Source organism: Mitsuaria sp. BK041 (assembly GCF_014193085.1).
Taxonomy (GTDB): Bacteria; Pseudomonadota; Gammaproteobacteria; order Burkholderiales; family Burkholderiaceae_C; genus Roseateles.
Genome location: NZ_JACHYT010000002.1, coordinates 1619388 through 1638057, shown reverse-complemented (window position 1 = coordinate 1638057; position 18670 = coordinate 1619388). Strand labels below are relative to the sequence as shown.

Annotated in this window: 16 protein-coding genes and 1 riboswitch; of the genes, 8 read left to right on the top strand and 8 right to left on the bottom strand. The window is 71.5% G+C overall.

From position 1 onward, the window contains the following. The first annotated feature begins 36 nt into the window (after positions 1–36). A complete protein-coding gene (locus tag FHT38_RS23130) occupies positions 37–969 on the top strand; it encodes a pseudouridine synthase (protein ID WP_183493349.1) in 933 nt (310 codons plus the stop codon). A 216-nt stretch (positions 970–1185) separates the two neighbouring features. On the opposite strand, the gene FHT38_RS23125 is transcribed toward FHT38_RS23130, so the two are convergent. Further along, the gene (locus FHT38_RS23125) at positions 1186–1668 is read right to left on the bottom strand and encodes a 6,7-dimethyl-8-ribityllumazine synthase (protein ID WP_091731838.1); all 483 of its coding nucleotides are present in this window, start codon (positions 1666–1668) and stop codon (positions 1186–1188) included. A gap of 107 nt (positions 1669–1775) precedes the next feature. Beyond that, positions 1776–1948, bottom strand: a riboswitch (FMN riboswitch). A 276-nt stretch (positions 1949–2224) separates the two neighbouring features. Between FHT38_RS23125 and FHT38_RS23120 the strand changes: the two genes are divergently transcribed. Continuing rightward, the gene (locus FHT38_RS23120) at positions 2225–3523 is read left to right on the top strand and encodes a diguanylate cyclase (RefSeq protein ID WP_183493348.1); all 1299 of its coding nucleotides are present in this window, start codon (positions 2225–2227) and stop codon (positions 3521–3523) included. Positions 3524–3593: 70 nt separating this feature from the next. Here FHT38_RS23120 and FHT38_RS23115 read toward each other — a convergent pair whose 3' ends face one another. Together FHT38_RS23115 and FHT38_RS23110 are read right to left on the bottom strand one after the other, a co-directional pair. After that, complete coding sequence (locus FHT38_RS23115) at positions 3594–4412, bottom strand: HDOD domain-containing protein (RefSeq protein ID WP_091731834.1); 819 nt, start codon at positions 4410–4412, stop codon at positions 3594–3596. Between the two features lie 155 nt (positions 4413–4567). Further along, positions 4568–5329, bottom strand: a complete 762-nt coding sequence (locus tag FHT38_RS23110; RefSeq protein ID WP_091730025.1) for a TSUP family transporter — start codon at positions 5327–5329, stop codon at positions 4568–4570. 616 nt (positions 5330–5945) lie between these two features. Here FHT38_RS23110 and FHT38_RS23105 point away from each other — a divergent pair. The 4 genes from FHT38_RS23105 to FHT38_RS23090 all read left to right on the top strand — a co-directional run bounded on the left by FHT38_RS23105 (position 5946) and on the right by FHT38_RS23090 (position 10735). Then, a complete protein-coding gene (locus FHT38_RS23105; protein ID WP_183493347.1) occupies positions 5946–6611 on the top strand; it encodes an RNA polymerase sigma factor in 666 nt (221 codons plus the stop codon). Then, positions 6611–7111 carry a hypothetical protein gene (locus tag FHT38_RS23100; RefSeq protein WP_183495092.1) on the top strand — a complete coding sequence of 167 codons (501 nt, stop codon included), beginning with the start codon at positions 6611–6613 and terminating at the stop codon, positions 7109–7111. Before FHT38_RS23105 ends, FHT38_RS23100 begins: the two co-directional genes overlap by 1 nt. 77 nt (positions 7112–7188) lie before the next feature. Continuing rightward, positions 7189–8355, top strand: a complete 1167-nt coding sequence (locus FHT38_RS23095; protein WP_183493345.1) for a hypothetical protein — start codon at positions 7189–7191, stop codon at positions 8353–8355. A gap of 88 nt (positions 8356–8443) precedes the next feature. Further along, entirely contained in the window at positions 8444–10735 is a 2292-nt protein-coding gene (locus FHT38_RS23090) for a DEAD/DEAH box helicase (RefSeq protein WP_255488896.1), read from the top strand. 58 nt (positions 10736–10793) lie between these two features. Here FHT38_RS23090 and FHT38_RS23085 read toward each other — a convergent pair whose 3' ends face one another. Next, entirely contained in the window at positions 10794–10958 is a 165-nt protein-coding gene (locus tag FHT38_RS23085; protein WP_158238893.1) for a hypothetical protein, read from the bottom strand. A 207-nt stretch (positions 10959–11165) separates the two neighbouring features. Between FHT38_RS23085 and FHT38_RS23080 the strand changes: the two genes are divergently transcribed. After that, a complete protein-coding gene (locus FHT38_RS23080) occupies positions 11166–11570 on the top strand; it encodes a thioredoxin family protein (protein WP_147240300.1) in 405 nt (134 codons plus the stop codon). 177 nt (positions 11571–11747) lie between these two features. Then, positions 11748–13124: a M17 family metallopeptidase gene (locus tag FHT38_RS23075; protein ID WP_183493343.1), complete on the top strand. Its 1377-nt coding sequence runs from the start codon at positions 11748–11750 to the stop codon at positions 13122–13124. A 21-nt stretch (positions 13125–13145) separates the two neighbouring features. Here the strand turns inward: FHT38_RS23075 and FHT38_RS23070 are convergent, their stop codons facing one another. The 4 genes from FHT38_RS23070 to creB form a co-directional block, all read right to left on the bottom strand. Next, the gene (locus FHT38_RS23070) at positions 13146–14849 is read right to left on the bottom strand and encodes a GMC family oxidoreductase (protein WP_183493342.1); all 1704 of its coding nucleotides are present in this window, start codon (positions 14847–14849) and stop codon (positions 13146–13148) included. Positions 14850–14919: 70 nt separating this feature from the next. Next, positions 14920–16347, bottom strand: coding sequence for a cell envelope integrity protein CreD (gene creD / locus FHT38_RS23065; protein WP_183493341.1), 1428 nt, complete (start codon positions 16345–16347; stop codon positions 14920–14922). 62 nt (positions 16348–16409) lie between these two features. Beyond that, the gene (creC, locus tag FHT38_RS23060; protein ID WP_183493340.1) at positions 16410–17927 is read right to left on the bottom strand and encodes a two-component system sensor histidine kinase CreC; all 1518 of its coding nucleotides are present in this window, start codon (positions 17925–17927) and stop codon (positions 16410–16412) included. Between the two features lie 6 nt (positions 17928–17933). Further along, positions 17934–18665, bottom strand: a complete 732-nt coding sequence (gene creB / locus FHT38_RS23055) for a two-component system response regulator CreB (protein ID WP_183493339.1) — start codon at positions 18663–18665, stop codon at positions 17934–17936. Positions 18666–18670: the final 5 nt, after the last annotated feature.

Here is an 18670-nt window from a genome sequence, read left to right as displayed (position 1 = left end):
CACCGCCACTCCCTCGACGCTCTTCGACGACTCGCCATGGCCCGCCCTCCCAAGCTCGACCTGCCACTGCGAGACGGTGTTGCCGCGAGCGCGCTGGCCTGCCCGCCGGGGTCATGGCCGCTGGTGCTGGACTTCCTGGCCGAGCGGTTGCCGCTGGTCGCACGCGACGACTGGGCGATGCGCATGAAGCTCGGCGACGTGCTGGACGACGCCGGCACGCCGCTCTCGCCGGACGCACCTTACCGGGCGCAGCGGCGCCTCTACTACTGGCGCTGGCTCGCGGCGGAGCCGGAGGTCCCGGGCCAGGCGCGCGTGCTGCATCTGGACGAGCACCTGCTGGTGGCGGACAAGCCGCACTTCCTGCCGGTGACGCCCAAGGGCCGCTACGTGCAGCAGACCTTGCTGACGCGGCTACGCCGGGAGACGGGCTTGGCGGACCTGAGTCCGATCCACCGGCTTGACCGCGAGACCGCGGGGCTGACCTTGTTCTCGGTCCGGCCCGCGACGCGTGACGCCTACCAGCGCCTTTTCCGTGATCGCGATGTGGAGAAGGTCTACGAGGCGATTGCCCCGTGGCGCGACGAGGTCGCCGCGCGGCTCCCTTTCGACTATGAGAGTCGTCTCGAGGAGCATCCGGTGGACTTCATGCAGATGCGCACGGTGGCGGGCGAGCCGAACGCACGCACGCGCATTGCGCTGCTCGAGCGCCTGGCCGCGGACCGCGCCCGTTACGAGCTGCGGCCGCACAGCGGCGTGAAGCACCAGTTGCGAGCGCAGCTGTGCGCGCTGGGTCTGCCCATCGAGGGCGACCGCATCTATCCGGTGCTGCGCCCGGTCGAGGACGAGGTGGATTTCAGCCGGCCGCTGCAGTTGCTGGCGCGCGAGATCGCCTTCACCGATCCGATCAGCGGCCAGCCGCGGAAGTTCGTGACTTCCCTGAAGCTGGCCGGGTCCCCCGCGCCTGGATAAGGCCCGAGTACCACGATCTCACTGGGCCCGGACCTGGATAAGGCCCGAGCGCCTGGATCTCACTGGGCCCGGAACAGGGCTTGGGGTTCCCGGACGGGACGCCCCATGCCCTGTGATGGGCCGCGCCTGGCGACGGCACGCGAGCGCCGCCGGCAGGGCGCTCAAGCGCCCCGCACGCCTCGCAACGTCGAGCGCATCGAGCGCGTCGAGCGCCGCTCAGGCCGTCAACGCATCGAGCCGCCGCAACGCCGCCAAGGTCGCGCGGCAAGCGCTCGCGAGCTCGGTGCCCTTGACCACCAGGTGCTCGTGAAAGAACCCGTGGTGGGTCGCATGCTCGTGGAAGGCCAGCGGCGTCAGCACCGCCGAGAACACCGGCACGCCGGTATCGAGCTGCACCCGCATGAGCCCGTCGATGACGGCTTGCGCGACGAAGTCGTGGCGGTAGATGCCGCCGTCGACGACCAGCGCGCAGGCGAGCACCGCATCGAACTGCCCGCCGCGGGCGAGTTTCATCGCATGCAGCGGGATCTCGAAGGCGCCGGGGACCTCGAAGGTCTCGACGCGAACGGGGCCTGAAGCCTCGAGGCCGCGGATCGCGGCCTCCCGGCATCGGCCGACCAGGTCGGCATGCCAGCTCGCGGACACGATGGCCACGCGGGGGACGGCGGAGGAGGGGGAGTGGAGGGGGGTCTGATTCATGTGAACCCTTTGCAAGGTGGAACGATGAATCAGGGCGCGCACGCACAACGCGGCCGCCCGGCGGCGCAGGCGCGAACGCTTGCGCCGGCCCGCGAGGCCGACGATGGACGCGATCTCTTTCATCCGGACTGTGACCGTCGGCCCTGGCCTCTCACCAGGTCTGCTGACCCCGGCACCGCAAGGGCGATGCCGGGCGCTCGCGGGCTCCCGGGATCGACGGCCTGACGACCGCGTCCCGGATACCGCCGGTGGGGACTTCCACCCCGCCCTGAGAACGCTGCCCCTCGCGCCTTCGGGGGAAAGCGCGGCGGGGCGGGCGGATTCTAGGCAGCGCGGCGCGGCGTCGATGTCGCCTCGGCGCAAGACCCTGAAGGGAAGGGTCGGTGGGGCGATCCTCGATCCGCCGACGGCCCGTCCGGATCGCCGCGGGGAACGCCGGGCGACGTCCCGCTTGGAGTTTCCCCGGGGAAAGCGCCGGGCGCGGCTCGGCACAATGGCTCGACGGTGACTTGACGGCGACCCGCCGCGACTCCGGTCGCGGCCCTGGCATCCACCCATGACCCACAAGGCCATCCGCATCTCGCTCGGCGCGCGCCCGCTGCTGGCGCTGCTCGCGCTGGGCCTGCTGCTGATCGTGCTGTCCAGCGGCTGGCAGCTGCGCCAGACCACGCTGCAGCGCGCCGCGGAGACCGGCGCGGAGCTGAGCGCCATCCCCCTGATGTATGCCGGCCCCCTCGCCTACAGCCTGCAGCAACGCCCCCAGAAGCCGGAAGCCGTGCATGGCCTGCTGCATCACATCCTGACCCGCCACAAGCTGCGCCGCGTGGAACTGCGCACGCCGGACGGCGAGCAGTTCCGTGCCCTGTCCGACGACGACGGCGAGCCCGGCGAGAGCGCCGAGTTCTCCCTCGCCGACACCGGCGAGCTGCGCCTGCAGGCCACCGCCGCGACCGTGCTGGATACCCTGCGACGCGATCCGCTGCTGCGCAGCACGCTCATCCACCTGGCCATCGCGACGGCGCTCGGGCTGGCCGCGGTGCTGCTGCTGGACCGCTGGGTGCTGCAGCAGTTGCGGCGGCTGTCCGAGCAGGCCAGCCGCTTCGATCCGACACTGCCGCCGCCCTCGCCGTTCTGGCCGGAGGCCCACGAGCCGCGACCGCGCGAACTGCTGCAGCTGGAGCAGGCCATCGACCACGTCCGCACTTCGCTCGGCGACGAGCTGCATCGCGAGCAGTCGCGTGGGCGCGAGATGCGCGAGGAAATCGCGCGCCAGCATCGGGCCCTGCAGCAGGCGGAGCGGTCGCTGGAGGCCAAGCGCAGGGAGCTGGCCTCGATGGAGCGGCACGACGCGCTGACGGGCATCGCGAACCGGCGGGAGTTCGACGCGGCGCTGCGGCGCGAATTCAAGCGGGCGCAGCGCGATCAGGGCCGCCTGGCCTTGGCGATCCTGGATATCGATCACCTGAAGCCGTTCAACGCACACCACGGCCGCGGCGCCGGCGACGAGGTGCTGCGCCGCCTGGCCCGGTTGCTGTCGGATCATTTCCAGCGCGACACCGACCTGGTCGCCCGCCTGGGCGGCGAGGAATTCGCCGTGCTGCTGCCCGGCCTGGACGCCGAGGCGGCGCAAGGGCTGATGGAGACGCTGTGCGATGCGTGGCGCTCGCTCGCGGTGCCGCATGGCGCGCTCCCCGACGGCGCACCGGACGAAGGCATCGTGACCCTCAGCGCCGGCCTGGCGGCCTCGCAACCCGGCCATCCCTACCTGAGCGCGCAGGCGCTGATGCAGGCGGCGGACGAAGCCCTCTACCTGGCCAAGCACATGGGCCGCGACCGGCTCTGCCTGGCGTCCTGAACCCGTCTTCCCAAACGGAACGGCCGCCCCGGAGGGCGGCCGTCGTGGCAACGGACGCGGTGCGGCGCGATCAGCGACCGCGCGATTCCGCCTGCTGGAGCTGCTCTTCAACGCGGCGCGCGGCGCGCAGCATCAGCGTCTCGTCGAGCTGCGCCTGCGGAGCGATCTCCATCACCGTCTCGTCGAGCGACTCCGGCTTGTTCATCAGCGTCCAGGCGACCAGCGAGATCGCGCCGACGCCGCGGCGCTGCATGGCCTCGGGCATCTGCAGCTCATCCTGCACCTGCACGTGGTATCTCACGCTGGCCACGGCGGCGGGCGCCAGGCCCCAGCTCTCGCACAGGGCCGCGCCCAGCGCGTCATGGCTGACGCCGAAGGCGGTGTGCTCCAGTTGGACCAGTTCCTTGTCGCTGCCGGCCGCCCGCAGCATCGCCGGGTAATGCCCGGGCGCGTGGCGATAGAGCACCGCCTTGCCGCATTCCTCGAACAGGCCGGCCGAGTGCGCCGCCCAGGGGTCGACCCCGAGCATCTGTCCCATGCGGCCCATCAGAAGGCCGCGCTTGGCGGCGCGAGACCAGACGGGTTCAAGCTCGACGGCGGGCGGGAAGGCGGCGCGCAGGCCCATCTCGAAGGTGATCGCGGCGACCTCGCGCATGCCCAGGTAGGTCAGCGCCTGGTGCACCGTCTGGACCCGGCCGCGCAGGCCGTAGAGCGAGGAATTCACCGCCTTCAGCACGGCGGCGGCCAGCGCCATGTCGGTTTCCACCAGGGAGGAGACGGCCTGCAGGTCGATGTCCTCGTCCGCCATCAGCAGCGAGAGCTTGACCAGCACTTCCGGCTGGGTCGGGATCTCGATATCCAGCGCGCGCAGTTGAGGATCGACAGGCATGGTGAGCAGCGGTTGTTTGGTCGGATGGTAGCCCGGGCGGCGGGACGCCGGCATCCCGCCTTTGGCGGACAGCCAGTGACGAGTTGTTCACGGGGCGTTTGGCGTTCCCGGGTACGGTGTACACCGGCGGCTGCGGCGAGGTCCGCGGCGCAGTGTCAGCGCAGGAAGGCGTCGTAACCCGTCTTGAGGATCAGCAGCGACACCACGACGACGAACATGCCGCGCACGAACCCGGCGCCCTTGGCCAGCGCCATGCGCGTGCCGACCAGGCTGCCGAGGACGTTGGCCACCGCCATCACCGCGGCGACGTGCCACCACACGTGGCCCTTGGCCGCGAACAGCACCAGCGCCGCGAAGTTGGTCGCCGTGTTCAGCAGCTTGGCGGTCGCGGAGGCGTGCAGGAAATCGAAGCCCAGCAGGCGCACGAAGAGGAAGACGAAGAAGCTGCCGGTGCCCGGGCCGAAGAAACCGTCGTAGAAGCCGATCGTCAGGCCGATCGCGCTGGCGATGAGCGTCTGCGTCGTCGTCTCGTGACGGGGGGCATGGTGCCGGCCGAGGTCCTTCTTCGCCAGCGTGTACAGCAGCACGCCGAGCAGGATCGCCGGCAAGGCCTTGCGCAGCCCGCTCGGATCCACCTGCGTCACCGCCCAGGCGCCCGCGAAGCTGCCGACCAACGCGGCGCCCGCCGCCGGCATCAACGCCAGCCAGGGCAGCGACACGCGCTTCGCATATTGATGGGTGGCCCAGGCAGTCCCCCAGATGGCGGCGCCCTTGTTGGTGCCGAAGAGGGTGGCCGGCGCCGCGTTGGGATAGACGCTGAACAGCGCGGGAACCAGGATCAACCCGCCGCCGCCCACGACGGCATCGACAAAACCGGCCAGCAGCGACGCGACGGCCGCGGTGAACAACTCGATCATGAACAGCGATTCGCAAGGGCAGGAGCAGCCTCGGTCGCGAGGCTGCGGACATGGGCCGCGAACGATCGCTGGGAACGCACAACACCGGACCCCGAAAACAAAACGGGCACCTGATTCAGGTGCCCGCGAATTGTGACAGTGTCACTGCGATTCGTTGGTGTTGGTTTGATCTGTTTGTCTCCTCAGCCCCCGTAGGCAACCCCCTTGGCGTCGGCTTGTCGCTGGCGCGGGACGGGTGTCGCGTCGAGTGGGATGGATGCTAGGACCCGGTCCCCATGCACGCACTTGGGGTTTTCACCCGGCGCATGCACCAAGATGGAACGGTTAGCCGGCCCTCACTTGCGCAAAATGGCCCCAACGAAAACGATTTGCGAACATCGCACGCCGCACTGTTCTCGCGCCCGGGCGAGGGCCGCCGGTGTGGCGCGAAGGTGTCATTTCCCTGAAACATGGGGGTGGTGCGCGCGCTGGCGGGCTGTTCTTTTTGCGTGCCGGGAACTTTTGGAGCCGCTCGCGCAATACGGTCATGCTGCGAGACGCGGTCTCGCGCTGCCGAACTCCTCGGCGACCGCCGGTCGCCGTTCCGCCACCGACGCAACGACCACGCCGAACGCCGATGAGCTTGTGGACCCGCCTGGCCGGCCGCGCCCGCCCGAACCCTGACGCCGAGCCCGACGCCCCTTCGGCGTCGACCTCCTGCGCCACCAGCGCGGCGCTGGTGCGCCGCCTGCGCCAGGGCGATGCCGGCGCGCTGGAACCGCTGTATCGCAGCGAGTCGCCCGGTGTCTATCGCTACGCGCTGGCCCTGTGCGGCCAGGCCGACTGGGCGGCGGACGCGATGCAGGAGGCCTTCGTGCAGTTCGCCGGCCGGCCCGAGGGCTGGGACGCGGGCCGCGGGACGCTCGGTGCCTACCTCGCCGGCATGGCCAGACATCACCTGCTGAGCCGCTGGCGGGACCGCCCGGTCGCCCATGACGAAACCGACGCCGAGACCGCCGACGACCCAGCCGAGGCGCCCGAGCAGCAACTGGTCCGCGCGCAGGACCAGGCGCGCGTGTGGGCGGCCCTGGCGCAGTTGCCCTGGACCTTTCGCGAAGCGGTGGTGCTCGTCGACCTGCAGGAGCGCCCCTATGCCGAGGCGGCGCGCATCGCGGGCGTCGAGCTCAACACGCTGCGCAGCCGCCTGCACCGGGGCCGCGCCCGGTTGCTGGCCGCCTTGCAGGACGAGTGTCGGCCCGGGGTCGACACCGCCGCGTTCGACCGTTCATCGAAGTCCGCATGATGAAGACCACCGACTCCTCCCTGCCTCGCACCGCTCGATTGGCCGACTGGCTGTGGGCCGTCGCGCAGAACCTGAGACAACGCGCCCCGTCGCGCGAACGCGATGACGCGGTGCTCGACGCGATGCGGCGCCAGTTCGACGCCCGGCAGAAAACCGCCAAGGCCGGCCGGTGGCGCTGGGCGTTGGCGGGGCCCGCGCTCTGCGCGTCGGTGCTGGTCGCCTGCGTGTGGCTGCTGGGCTCGGCGCCGCCGGGCGAGTCCGGCGCCACCGTGATGGGCAACCCCGGCAGCGGCTTCATCGTGCTGGTGTCGGCGGACCGCTGGGCTGCGTACGAGAAGGCCGGCGCGAGCACCGCCTGGCTCGTTCCCGCTGAAGTTCCGCGCGAGCGGCTGGCCCTGCTGGGCCTGCCTTACGACCCCACGGACGCCGCAGCCCCAGTGCGGGCGGAACTGCTCGTCCACGCCTCCGGCGACGTGCTCGCGATGCGCGTCATGCCCTGAACCGACCGACGTCCTCATCGCTCGACATGGATCGCTCTGCCTCTTCATTCCCGCTGCCCTGCTTCCTGGAGACCGCCATGAACACCGCCTTCCCCCCACTCGCAGCCCTCACCCTGGCGTTCGCCGCCACCGCGGTCCACGCGCAGCCCGCGCCCGCCCCCGACGCGCGACCCGCGCCTCAACCACATGGGTCGGCTTCGCCGCGCCCGTCGCCACCTTCCTCGCCCGCGATGCCCGCCGTCGTGCCGCCCGTCCCGCCGACGCCTCCGGTCCCCGACGTCGCCGAACTGATTGCTGAGTCGGGCGTCGCCACGAACATCCTGAGCGCCGAGCGCGTCGTCAAGGGCGCGCCCTATTGCGCGCAAGCCGTGCACGAGACTGTCCAGGCCCTGGCCGACGGCAATCGCATCGTCCGGCAGCAGACCAGCCAGCTGTGCCGGGACGGCGAGGGCCGCACACGGCAGGAGGTGGAACGCCAGGGCCGCAAGATGGTCTACCTGCGCGACGCGGTCAGCGGCGAGAACTGGCTGCTCGACCCCGAGCGCAAGACCGCCCGCTACCTGGGCGGCGGCCGCGCCTCGGCCGAAGCGCAGCGCGAATACGGCGAACGCATGCGCGAGTACCAGGACAAGATGCGCGACTACAACGAGAAGATGCGCGAATACGGTCGCAAGATGCGCGATTGGGCGCAGGAGAACTTCGCCCACGGTGAGCCAACCCCGCGCGGCGACACGCCCCGGCCGCCGTCGCCGCCCGCCGCGCCGCGCGTGGCGACGCCAGTGGTGATCGCGCCGGGCGAGGGCGGCCAGGAAGTCCGCGTCATCCGCGTCGAAACCCCGACGAGCCCCACCCCGCCGATGCCGCCGCTCCCGGCGGCCCTGGCTCTGCGTCTGGAACCGCTGACCGTCCCCGGCGTCGACGGGCCGCTGAGCGACCTGCCGCCCAAGGAGATCGAGGGCCTCAAGGTCACCGGCGGTCGGGCAACGCGCATCATCCCCGCGGGCAAGATCGGGAACGAGAAGCCGATCGTGATCTCCCGCGAGGTGTGGACCTCGCCCGATCTCAAGGTCACCGTCAGCGCGCAGACCAGAGATCCGCGCAGTGGCGAGCAGAACTACCAGTTGCGCAACATTCGCCGCGCCGAGCCGGATGCCGCGCTGATGCAGGTCCCGGCGGACTATGCGAAGACGGGCCTGCCCAAGCCGCGGGCGCCCAAGGACGCCAGGGAGCGCAAGGAAGGCTAGGCGGCCGGTCCGACTCGCGCGTCGCGGCCGGCACCGACAATCGCGCCCGATGACCGCACCGCCCGTTCCGCTCCCGCCGAAATTGACCTTGCAGACCCTGAGCCGCGGCGATGGCCTGCTCGGGATGCGGCCGCACGGCAAGCTGGGGCCGCGCGGCGATCGCGTGACGCTGCTGCGGCTGGAGCGCTGGCCGGCGGATCCGGCCGCGCTCGAGCAGTGGCAGGCGCTGCCCCTGCATGCGGTCGACGTGGAGATGCTGCAGTGGCGGGACGCCTCGTTCGGCCATGGCCTGACGCCCTGCTGGACGCTGGAACAGGAGGATCTGTTTCCCGATTTCGCCGCCGACGAGTTGCCGCGGCTGCGCGGTCTCGGCTGGGAGATCGAGTGTCTGCCCGGCTTCGCGCATCACAGCGTCGCGATCGATGCCTGGTCGCTGGAGGTCCAGCCTGCGGGTGACGTGCCGGATGAAGGATTCCGGCCCGAGATGCCCGGCCAGGCCGACCGGCTGCCCGGCCTGGCGCTGTCGCGCCGTAAAGGGTCGTGGCTGCTGAGCCTGGGGGTGACCGTGCAGGGAACTCGCGTCGATCTGGCGCCGATGATCTGGGATCTGCTGCGCAAGGACCGCCGCTGGCTCTACGCCGAGGCGATCGCCGGCATCGACGACGACGCGATCGTGGGCCTGAAGGCGCCGGGCGGACGTCGCCTGCACACGACCGCTGCGCCGCTCAAGCGGCTGATGCTCAACCTGCTGGACGTGCTGGTCGCGCAGCGATCGAGGCGCGGACCAGTGGCGCTCACCGCTTGGGAGGCGGCGCGGCTGGCGGCGCTCGACACGCCGGACAGCCGTTGGCAGGTCTACGGCGCCGACGAGTTGCGCACGATGTGGCAACGCCTGCGCGACGCCGGGCCGCCGCCCGTGCCGGCCGAGCCGCTCGGGCTGGGGATCACGCTGCGCCCGTACCAGTTGCAGGGCCTGGCGTGGCTGCAGTACCTGGCGCGCCAGCAGTTGGGCGGCATCCTGGCCGACGACATGGGCCTGGGCAAGACGGCGCAGGCGCTCGCGCACCTGTGGGTCGAGAAGCAGGCCGGGCGGCTGACGGCGCCGGCGCTGGTCGTCGCTCCGACCTCGCTGATCTTCAATTGGACGCAGGAAGCGGCGCGCGTCGCGCCGGGCCTGCGGGTGGCCGCGCTCGCCGATCCGGCGGAGCGCGGCGAGGTGCTCAAGCGCCTGGGCGAGATCGACCTGCTGCTGTGCAGCTACGGCTTGGCCTGGCGCGAAGTGCGGGCGCTGACCCGGCCGACGTTCTCGGTGCTGGTGCTGGACGAGGCCCAGGCGGTCAAGAATCCGCGCTCGCGCGCCGCACGGGCCCTGCGGCGGCTGCGTGCCGGGCAGCGGATCGTGCTCACTGGCACGCCACTCGAAAACCACCTCGGCGAGCTCTGGACCCAGTTCGACTTCCTGATGCCGGGCTACCTCGGCGAGTCGCGCTCCTTCGCCCGCCACTGGCGCAAGCCGATCGAGCAGACCGGGGATGCCCGCCGCGCGCGGGAGCTCGCGAGCCGCGTGCGGCCATTCATCCTGCGCCGGCTGAAGGAAGAGGTCGCGCGGGATCTCCCCCCGATGACGGTGCTGACCCAACGCATCCCGCTGCTGGGGCGGCAACGTCAGCTGTACGAAAGCGTCCGGATCGGCGCCGACCACCTGGTGCGACGGCTGCTGAAGGAGTCTGAGATCTTCGGCTCCGGCTTGATGTCGGTGCTGGACGCCATGTTGAAGCTGCGCCAGGTCTGCTGCGACCCGCGGCTGGTGCCGGGCATCGAGATGGCCCCAGGGATGGAGACGGCCAAGCTCGCCTGGCTCCGGGAGAAGGTGCCCGAGATGATCGCCCAGGGGCGGACGATCCTGGTGTTCTCACAGTTCACCGGCATGTTGGCGCTGATCGAGGACGCGATGCGCGACGCGGGCGTGCCGCTGATGAAGCTCACCGGCGACACCCCCGAAGGGCGGCGAGGCGAGGTGGTCCGGCGCTTCCAGGCGGGGGAGTCGCCGCTGATGCTGGTCAGCCTGAAGGCGGGCGGCGTCGGGTTGACGCTGACGGCCGCCGATACCGTCATCCAGGTCGATCCATGGTGGAACCCGGCGGTCGACGCCCAGGCCCACGCGCGCGCGCATCGGATCGGCCAGTCGCGGCCGGTGTTCGTCCACCAGCTGGTGATCGAAGGCTCGATCGAGGAGCGGATGCTCGAACTGCAGGCCCGCAAGCGGGCGCTGGCTGACGGCCTGTTGGGCCGCGATGGCGGGGAAAGTCTGGAGAAATTCAGCGCCGACGAGATTGATCGGCTGCTGGCGCCGCTGCAGTCACCGGAGGACGAGGACTGAGCGGCGGCTGTGGCGGCGGAAGCCGGCCCCGGACCAGGGGCGGCTTCCGCGCCGGGGATCAGCGCTTGCGATCGAAGCGCAGGGCGCGCGCGACGCTGCGGCGGTCGCAGCCCAGGCTGGCAACTTCGAAGGCCTCGTGCTTGCGGCCCTTGTCGTGGTTCGCCAGTTCCGGCATCGGAAGGCGGCGCGGCTGGGATTCGGTACGGGTCTGGAACTTCATCATGGTCGGGGACCTCTGGCTTTTCAGCGTCGGGAAGCGGGGGATGACCGCTTTGTGCCAGCTAACGCAAGCCTTTGGGACTGCGTTGACAGCGCCCTCACAAATCTGAACAAAGCTCGCGCCATCGTCACGCATGACGCACCAATCAGGTGCATCGGACGCAGTTCGAACGCGATCGTGTCTGGCGCTTTCCCGCTAAGCTCGCCTCCCATGTCCGCCGTGTCGCCGTCCCCCTCGTCTCCCCCGTCGGCCCCCTCGTCCGAACTGCTGGTCGCCTGCCTGTGCGCCGCCTGGTGCCGCACCTGCGACACCTATCGGGATGATTTCGCGAGCTTGCGCCAACTGCATCCCGGTGCCCGTTTCCTTTGGGTCGACATCGAGGACGACGCCGAACTGGTCGACGACCTGGAGGTCGAGACCTTCCCCACGCTGCTGATCGGCCAGGGCGAGCGGCTGTGTTTCATCGGCCCGGTGCTTCCCGGCCCGGGCGCGGCGCAGCGTCTGATCCAGGCGGCCGAGGACAACCCGGCGATGTCCGCCGCCAGCCCGAGCGCGCCGGCCGGCACCACCGCCGCGGCGCAGGCCTTGCTGTCGCGCCTGCGGCAGTCCTGCTGATCGCCCTTCCCCTCACCGGTTCCTGACGGCGATCTGCCATCGGGCGACGCTCGTCGGCGGCGTGCCCCCGGACGGCGGCATGACCCCCTTCCACCGAGGGAAGCGCGAGCGAGAATGCGCCACCGCCAACCCCCAAAGGCCGGCCTCCCGCGCGACCCGCGACGGACCGGTGCATCGATGAACGTCCAATTCAAGAACTCGGTGGCTCGCGCCACGCCCATCCTGGCGCTCGATCGCGCCACCTACCAGGCCCTCGGCCCCAAGCTGCCCAAGCGCACCCAGCAATGGCTGGCGACGCTCGGCTTCTCGGCGGCGCCGGACACCTTCGCGCTGGTGCCGGGCGAGGACGGCAAGCTGGCCCAGGTCTTCGCCGGCGTGGCCCATGCCGCCCATCCGTTCGCGCTGTCCGCGCTGCCGCTGGCGCTGCCCGAGGGCAACTACACGCTGTCGCCGGAGGGCCTGGCGCTGCAGGACGAGGCTGCGGCACTGTCCTGGGAGCTGGGCTGCTACCAGTTCGACCTCTACAAGCCGCGCAAGCGCGAGCCGGCGCAGCTGCTGATCAAGAGCAGCGCGGACGGCCAGCGGGGGCTGGCCATCGCGACCGCGATCTCCGCCGTGCGCGACCTGGTCAACACCCCGGCCGAGCACATGGGCCCGGAGGAGCTGTCGAAGGCCGCCGCCGTGGTGGGCAAGCAGCATGGCGCCAAGTTCAAGGAGATCGTCGGCGACGACCTGCTGAAGAAGAACTTCCCCGCCATCCACGCGGTCGGCCGCGCCAGCAGCCGCGCGCCGCGCCTGGTCGAGCTGAACTGGGGCAGCGACAAGCATCCGCGGCTGACGCTGGTGGGCAAGGGCGTGTGCTTCGACACCGGGGGCCTCGACATCAAGCCGGCCGACGGCATGCGCCAGATGAAGAAGGACATGGGCGGCGCGGCCAACGCGCTGGGCCTGGCCACGCTGATCATGGCGCTGAAGCTGCCGGTGCGCCTGCAGGTGCTCATCCCGGCGGTGGAGAACTCGATCAGCGGCAATGCCTACCGGCCCGGCGACGTGATCAAGACGCGCGCCGGCCTGCACATCGAGATCGGCAACACCGATGCCGAAGGCCGCGTGATCCTGTGCGACGCCCTCGCCTACGCGGCCGAGTTCAAGCCCGAGCTGATCATCGACCTGGCGACGCTGACCGGCGCCGCGCGCGTCGCGCTGGGCGCGCAGTTGCCGGCGCTTTTCGCCAGGCACATGGACACCGCCCGCGACCTGGTCGACCTGGGCCTCAAGATGGACGACCCGCTGTGGCACCTGCCGCTGTGGGCGCCCTACAAGGAAGGCATCACCTCCAGCATCGCCGACATCGTGAACACCGGTCGCAGCGCGCTGGCCGGCGCGATCAACGCCGCGCTGTTCCTCGAGGCCTTCATCCCGGCCGAGCAGGACTGGCTGCATGTCGACCTCTTCGCCTGGAACGACATCGCACGCCCCGGCCGCCCGGTCGGCGGCGAGGCCCAGACCCTCCGCACGCTGCTGGCCTACCTGGAAGAGCGCTTCAGCGGCTGACCGCCGCTCCCTCCCCGTCGGTCATTCCCCGGCGCGCAGCCAGGCGGCGGCGCGCTCCGCGATCATCAGCGTCGGCGAATTCGTGTTGCCGCTGGTGATCGTCGGCATCACGCTGGCGTCGATGACGCGCAGGCCGCTCACGCCGCGCACGCGCAGGCGGCTGTCGACCACCGCGCCGTCGTCGTCGCCGCGCCCCATGCGGCAGGTGCCGACGGGATGGAAGATCGTCGTCGCGATGTCCCCCGCCAGCCGCGCCAGCTCCTCGTCCGTCTGGAACTGCACGCCGGGCTTGTATTCGCTGGGCCGGTAGCGCGCCAGCGCCGGCTGTTCGACGATGCGTCGTGTCAGTCGCAGGCTGCGCGCGGCGACCTCGCGGTCCTCGGCGGTGCTGAGGTAGTTGGGCGCGATCAGGGGCGCATCGGCCGCATCCGCGCTGCGGATCGCGACGCTGCCGCGACTGGTGGGATTGAGGTTGCAGACGCTGGCCGTGAACGCGTTGAAGCCGTGCAGCGGCTCGCCGAAGGCCTCCAGCGACAGCGGCTGCACGTGGTACTGCAAATCGGGCCAGGCCTTGTCCGGACCGCTCCGGGCGAACGCGCCCAGCTGCGACGGCGCCATGCTCATCGGTCCGGTGCGGCGCAGCGCGTACTCGAGCCCGATGCGCGCCTTGCCGAACCAGCTCGACGCCAGCGTGTTGAGCGTGCTGACGCCCTCCACCTGGAACACCGCGCGGATCTGCAGGTGATCCTGCAGGTTGCCACCGACGCCCGGCAGGTCGCGCACGACCTGGATGCCGTGCCGCTGGAGCAGCGCCGCCGGGCCCAGACCCGACAGCTGCAGCAGGTGCGGCGAGCCGATCGCGCCGGCGGCGAGCAGCACCTGGCCGCCCGGGTTCAGGCGGATCTCCTCCAGCCCCTGGGGCGTGCGCACGAGCACGCCCTCGCAGCGCGTCGCGCCGTCGACCTGCTCGAGCAGCAGCCGCTGCGCCTGCGTGCCGGTCCACATCTCGAAGTTGGGGCGGCGATAGCAGGTCGGTCGCAGGAAGGCCTTGGCCGTGTTCCAGCGCCAGCCGGCGCGCTGATTGACCTCGAAGTAGCCGACGCCTTCGTTGTTGCCGCGATTGAAGTCGGGCGTCGCCGGGATGCCGGCCTCCTGCGCGGCGGCGGCGAACGCGTCCAGCACCGCCCAGCGCAGCCGCTGCTTCTCCACGCGCCATTCGCCGCCGTGGCCATGCAGAGCGGGATCGAACCCCGGCGGCCGCTCGGCGCCGTCGTCCAGCCGCCAATGGTCCTCGTGCTGGCGGAAGTAGGGCAGCACCGCGTCCCAGCGCCAGGCGTCGTCGCCGGACGCGGCGGCCCAGCCGTCGTAGTCGCGGGCCTGGCCGCGCATGTAGATCATCCCGTTGATGCTGGAGCAGCCGCCCAGCACCTTGCCGCGCGGATAGCGCAGGCTGCGGCCGTTCAGGCCGGCGTCGGGCTCGGTCTTGAAGAGCCAGTCGGTGCGCGGGTTCCCGATGCAGTACAGGTAGCCGACGGGGATGTGGATCCAGTGGTAGTCGTCGCGGCCGCCGGCCTCGAGCAGCAGCACGCGTTTGGCGGGGTCGGCCGACAGCCGGTTGGCCAGCAGGCAGCCGGCGGTGCCGGCGCCCACGATGATGAAGTCGAAGCGGCCCGAGGCCGCCTCGCGGACCGTCGCCGGTCCGTCCGCAGGGTTGTCTCCGCCCATGTCTCTCTTGTCGTCCAGGGTCCGTGGAGACCCATGCTGACCGAGCCGCGGGCGGGCGGCAACCGCGTTGTCACGGAGTGCCCGCGGGCGCGACCTCCGGCGGATCCGCAGTGCGCCCGCCCAGCGCATACCAGTCGATGCGCCGCGTCAGCGCCATCACCGCGGCCAGCACCGCGAAGAGCAGGGTCGCGCCGACCAGCAGCGAGGCCGTCTCCAGGCTGAGCAGCACGTACAGCGCGCCGTAGAGCACCGCGACCAGCGCGCCGAAGCCCAGGCCGCGCCAGGCCGCCCCGAGCATCGAAGCCCCGTAGAAAGCCAGCAGCCCGACGGCCGCGCCAGCCGCCAGCGCATAGGAGACCGGGAAGCTCAGGTGCTCCGACAGGCTCAGCAGCAGCAGGAAGAACAGCGTCATCGCCAGGCCGACCAGCAGGTACTGCACCGGATGCACGCGGCGGCCGGACAGCAGCTCCAGCAAGCCGACGCTGACGAAGGTCAGCACGATGAACATCAGGCCGTACTTGATGGCGCGGTCGCTCATCACATACGGGTTGACCGGGTCGATCATCGAGAAGGCCAGCGTGTCCGCCACGACCTCGGCGCGGCCCTCCTGCGCGGCGACCCGGGCCGGCGCATACGCGGCGGGGCCGGCATCGGGATCCCGCGCCACGCCGGGCAGCGCGAAGCCGGCGAGCACGTCGCGCGGCGCGGTCGTGGCGAGCTCGGTGACCTGCCATTGCGCCTCGAAGCCGCTGTCGTCGATCCGCCGGGACATCGGCAGGAAGCGGCCGCCGAAGCTGGGATGCGGCCAGTTCGAGCGCAGCTTCACCTGCGTCGCCGACGCGGCGGGCACGATGCCGAAGTCGGTCATGCCGATCAGCTTGATGGCCACCGTCAAGCTCAGCGGCTGGTCCAGCGCGGAGTCCGGCAGCACGGCATGCAGGCCATGCGGATAGCTGCCATGACGGGTGCCCGGGCGCACCGCCAGGGCCTCCGTGCCGCGCTGGAGCGTCACCGCGCGCAGGCCGCGCGCGTCGCTGACGGCGACCATCACGCGCGGGTCCTCGCAGCTCAACCGGCCCTTGTGCTCGGCCACCGGCACCAGCGCGCCGAGCGACGCCCAGCGTGCCTGCAGCGCGACCTCGCCCGCGTAACCGTTCACCTTGAACAGGCCGCGCTGGCGCTGTTCCTGGTTCAGCGTGCCGTCGACGGCCAGTTCTACCGGCACCGCCGACAGCACGAAGTCGCGCCGCTCGGCGGTGCGTGTCTGGTCCTTGCCGGTCCCACTGACGTTCTCCCACTCCTCGGTGCAGCTGCGCTGCAGCACCGGCCCGAGCAGCACCTGCGGTCCGGCCTGCGCCAGCGCCACGCTGGCCTCGGCGGCGCGCTGGCGCTGCTGGCGCTCGTCGACCAGCCAGCCGATGCGCATCAGCACCATCAGCAACAGCAGCGTCACCCCGCCCAGGATCAGCAGCTTCCACCACAGCGCCTTGCTCTGCATTCGTCCTCTCCTTGCCCGCGGGCCATTTAGGGAAGGCGGCAGTCTCGGCAGGCGGGGTGAGCTCAGGACGAAGTTTGTGTGGCGGCCGTGAAGTGGGGGAAGGAGAGCCGCACGCGCAGGCCCGGCTCGGCCGGCTCGAAGCGCAGGTCGCCGCGGTGCAGGCCGGCGATCTGGCGCACGATCGCCAGGCCCAGGCCGGAGCCCTTGCGCAGGCTGCCCGGTCGCGCCGTCGAGAAGAAGCGCTCGCCCAGCTGCGCGAACGCGGCGGTCGGCACGCCGGGCCCCTGGTCGCGGAGCTCGAAGAACGCGCGGCGGCCGCCCGCCCCGGACGCGGGCTCGATGCCGACCTGCAGCGTCAGCTCCGCGCCGGCGGGCGAGAAGTCGATCGCGTTGACCAGCAGGTTGCTGATGGCGAGCATCAGCATCTCGGCGTCGGCCTGCAGCTCGACCTCGTCGCGGCGCAGCCAGCGCACCGTCAGCGCCTGCTGCGCCAGGCGGTCGTCGAGTTGCGCGAGCACCTCGTCGACCGTGGCCGCCAGCGCCACCGGCCGCGGATGCGCCGGCCCGCGCCGCAACTCCAGCGTCGACAGCGCCAGCAGCCGCTCGACCAGTTCCGTCATGCGCTCGCTCTGCGAGACCACCTGCGCGGCGAAGCGCTGGCGGTCCGGCGCCGGCAGGTCGTCCTGCAGCAGCTCGCCGGCTCCGCGCAGCGCCGCCAGCGGGCTCTTGAGCTCATGCGTGAGCGCGCGCGCCATGTGCTCGAGGCGCTCGCGCCCATCGAGCCGCTCCCGCATCGCGTCCATCGCATGGGCCAGGTCGCCGAGTTCACCGGGCACCTTGGGCGGCGCCTGGCGCTCGCCCATCTGCACTTCCTGGGCGTAGCGGCGCAGGCGCCGCACCGTGACGATCATCCAGGCCGTCACCGCCACGCCCACCGCCAGCGACACCGCCAGCAGCGACAGTCCCGCCATCCAGATGCGGCGCTCGGCGCGGTAGATGATCTGCTGCACCGCGGCGGCCGGCTTGGCGACGGTGACCACGCCGATCGTGCGGCCGTCCAGGCGCACCGGCGCGGCCACGTACATCACCGGGCTGCCCTGCGCGTCCTTGCCGTTGCCCAGGTCGCCGGCGTTGCCGTAGGGCGTGAGCTGTTCCGGTGTCGTCCGGGCGCCGTATTCGCCGCGCAGCGTGCGGGCGACGTCATTCCAGGCCGAGTAGTCCTGCCCGACCGCCGGCGCGGGACTGGTGTCCAGCACCACGCGGCCGACGGCGTCGGTGACATAGATGCGGAAATCCAGCGTGCGCTTGCGGGCGCTGAGGATGCGGGCGTCCACCGGCCGCTCCGCGTAGTCCTTCACCCGTTGCGCGAAAGCGGTGCCCACCAGGTCGCCGCCCGGCGGCATCGCGGCCAGTTCATCGCGGGCCAGCGCCGCCACCAGGTTGGCGGTGTCCACCATCATGTCTTCCATCACCTCGCGCACGCTGGGCTTGAACTCGCCCAGCACCACGCGCAGCAAGATGAAGGCGCTCAGGCCCGCCACCAGGAAGAAGCCGAGGAACAGCCGCAGGCCCAGGCGCATGCGCCGTCACTCCAGCGAGTAGCCCATGCCGCGGTGCGTGCGGATGGGGTCCAGCTCCGGGCGCACCTGGCGCAGCTTGGCGCGCAGCGTCTTGATGTGGGTGTCGACGGTGCGGTCCCCGCTGTCGGCGTCCAGGCCCCAGACGGCATCGAGCAGGCTCTCGCGGCTGTGGATGCGACCGGGCGCCTTCAGCAGGCGCAGCAGCAGGCCGAGCTCGCGGCGCGTCAAGGGCAGCAGCTCGCCATGGAAACGCACGCGGGAGCCCTCGGCCTCGACGAGGAAACCGGCCACGGCCGGCGCGCTCGGCTCCGCGGGGGCCTGGGCCCGCCGCAGCAGCGCCCGCACCCGCGCCACCAGCTCCCGGTTGCTGAAGGGCTTGGCGAGGTAGTCGTCCGCGCCGAGTTCCAGCCCCAGCACCTTGTCGCTCTCCTCGCTGCGCGCGCTCAGCATCAGCACCGGCAGGCGCCCGAGCGGGCCCTGGCGCAGTTCGCGGCACAGGTCCAGGCCGTTGCCGTCGGGCAGGCCCACGTCCAGGATCGCCAGGTCCGGCGGCGTCGTGGATAGCGCGGCGCGGGCCTCGTGCAGCCAGCCGCAGGCGCGGACGCGGTAGCCCTCGCGTTCCAGCACGAAGCTGACCGTCTGGGCGATGGCGGGGTCGTCCTCCAGCAGCAGGACCTGGCCGGCGAACGGCGCGGGCGGCAGGGTGGGCGGGGACGAAGCGGGAGCGGTCGAACTCATGGGCG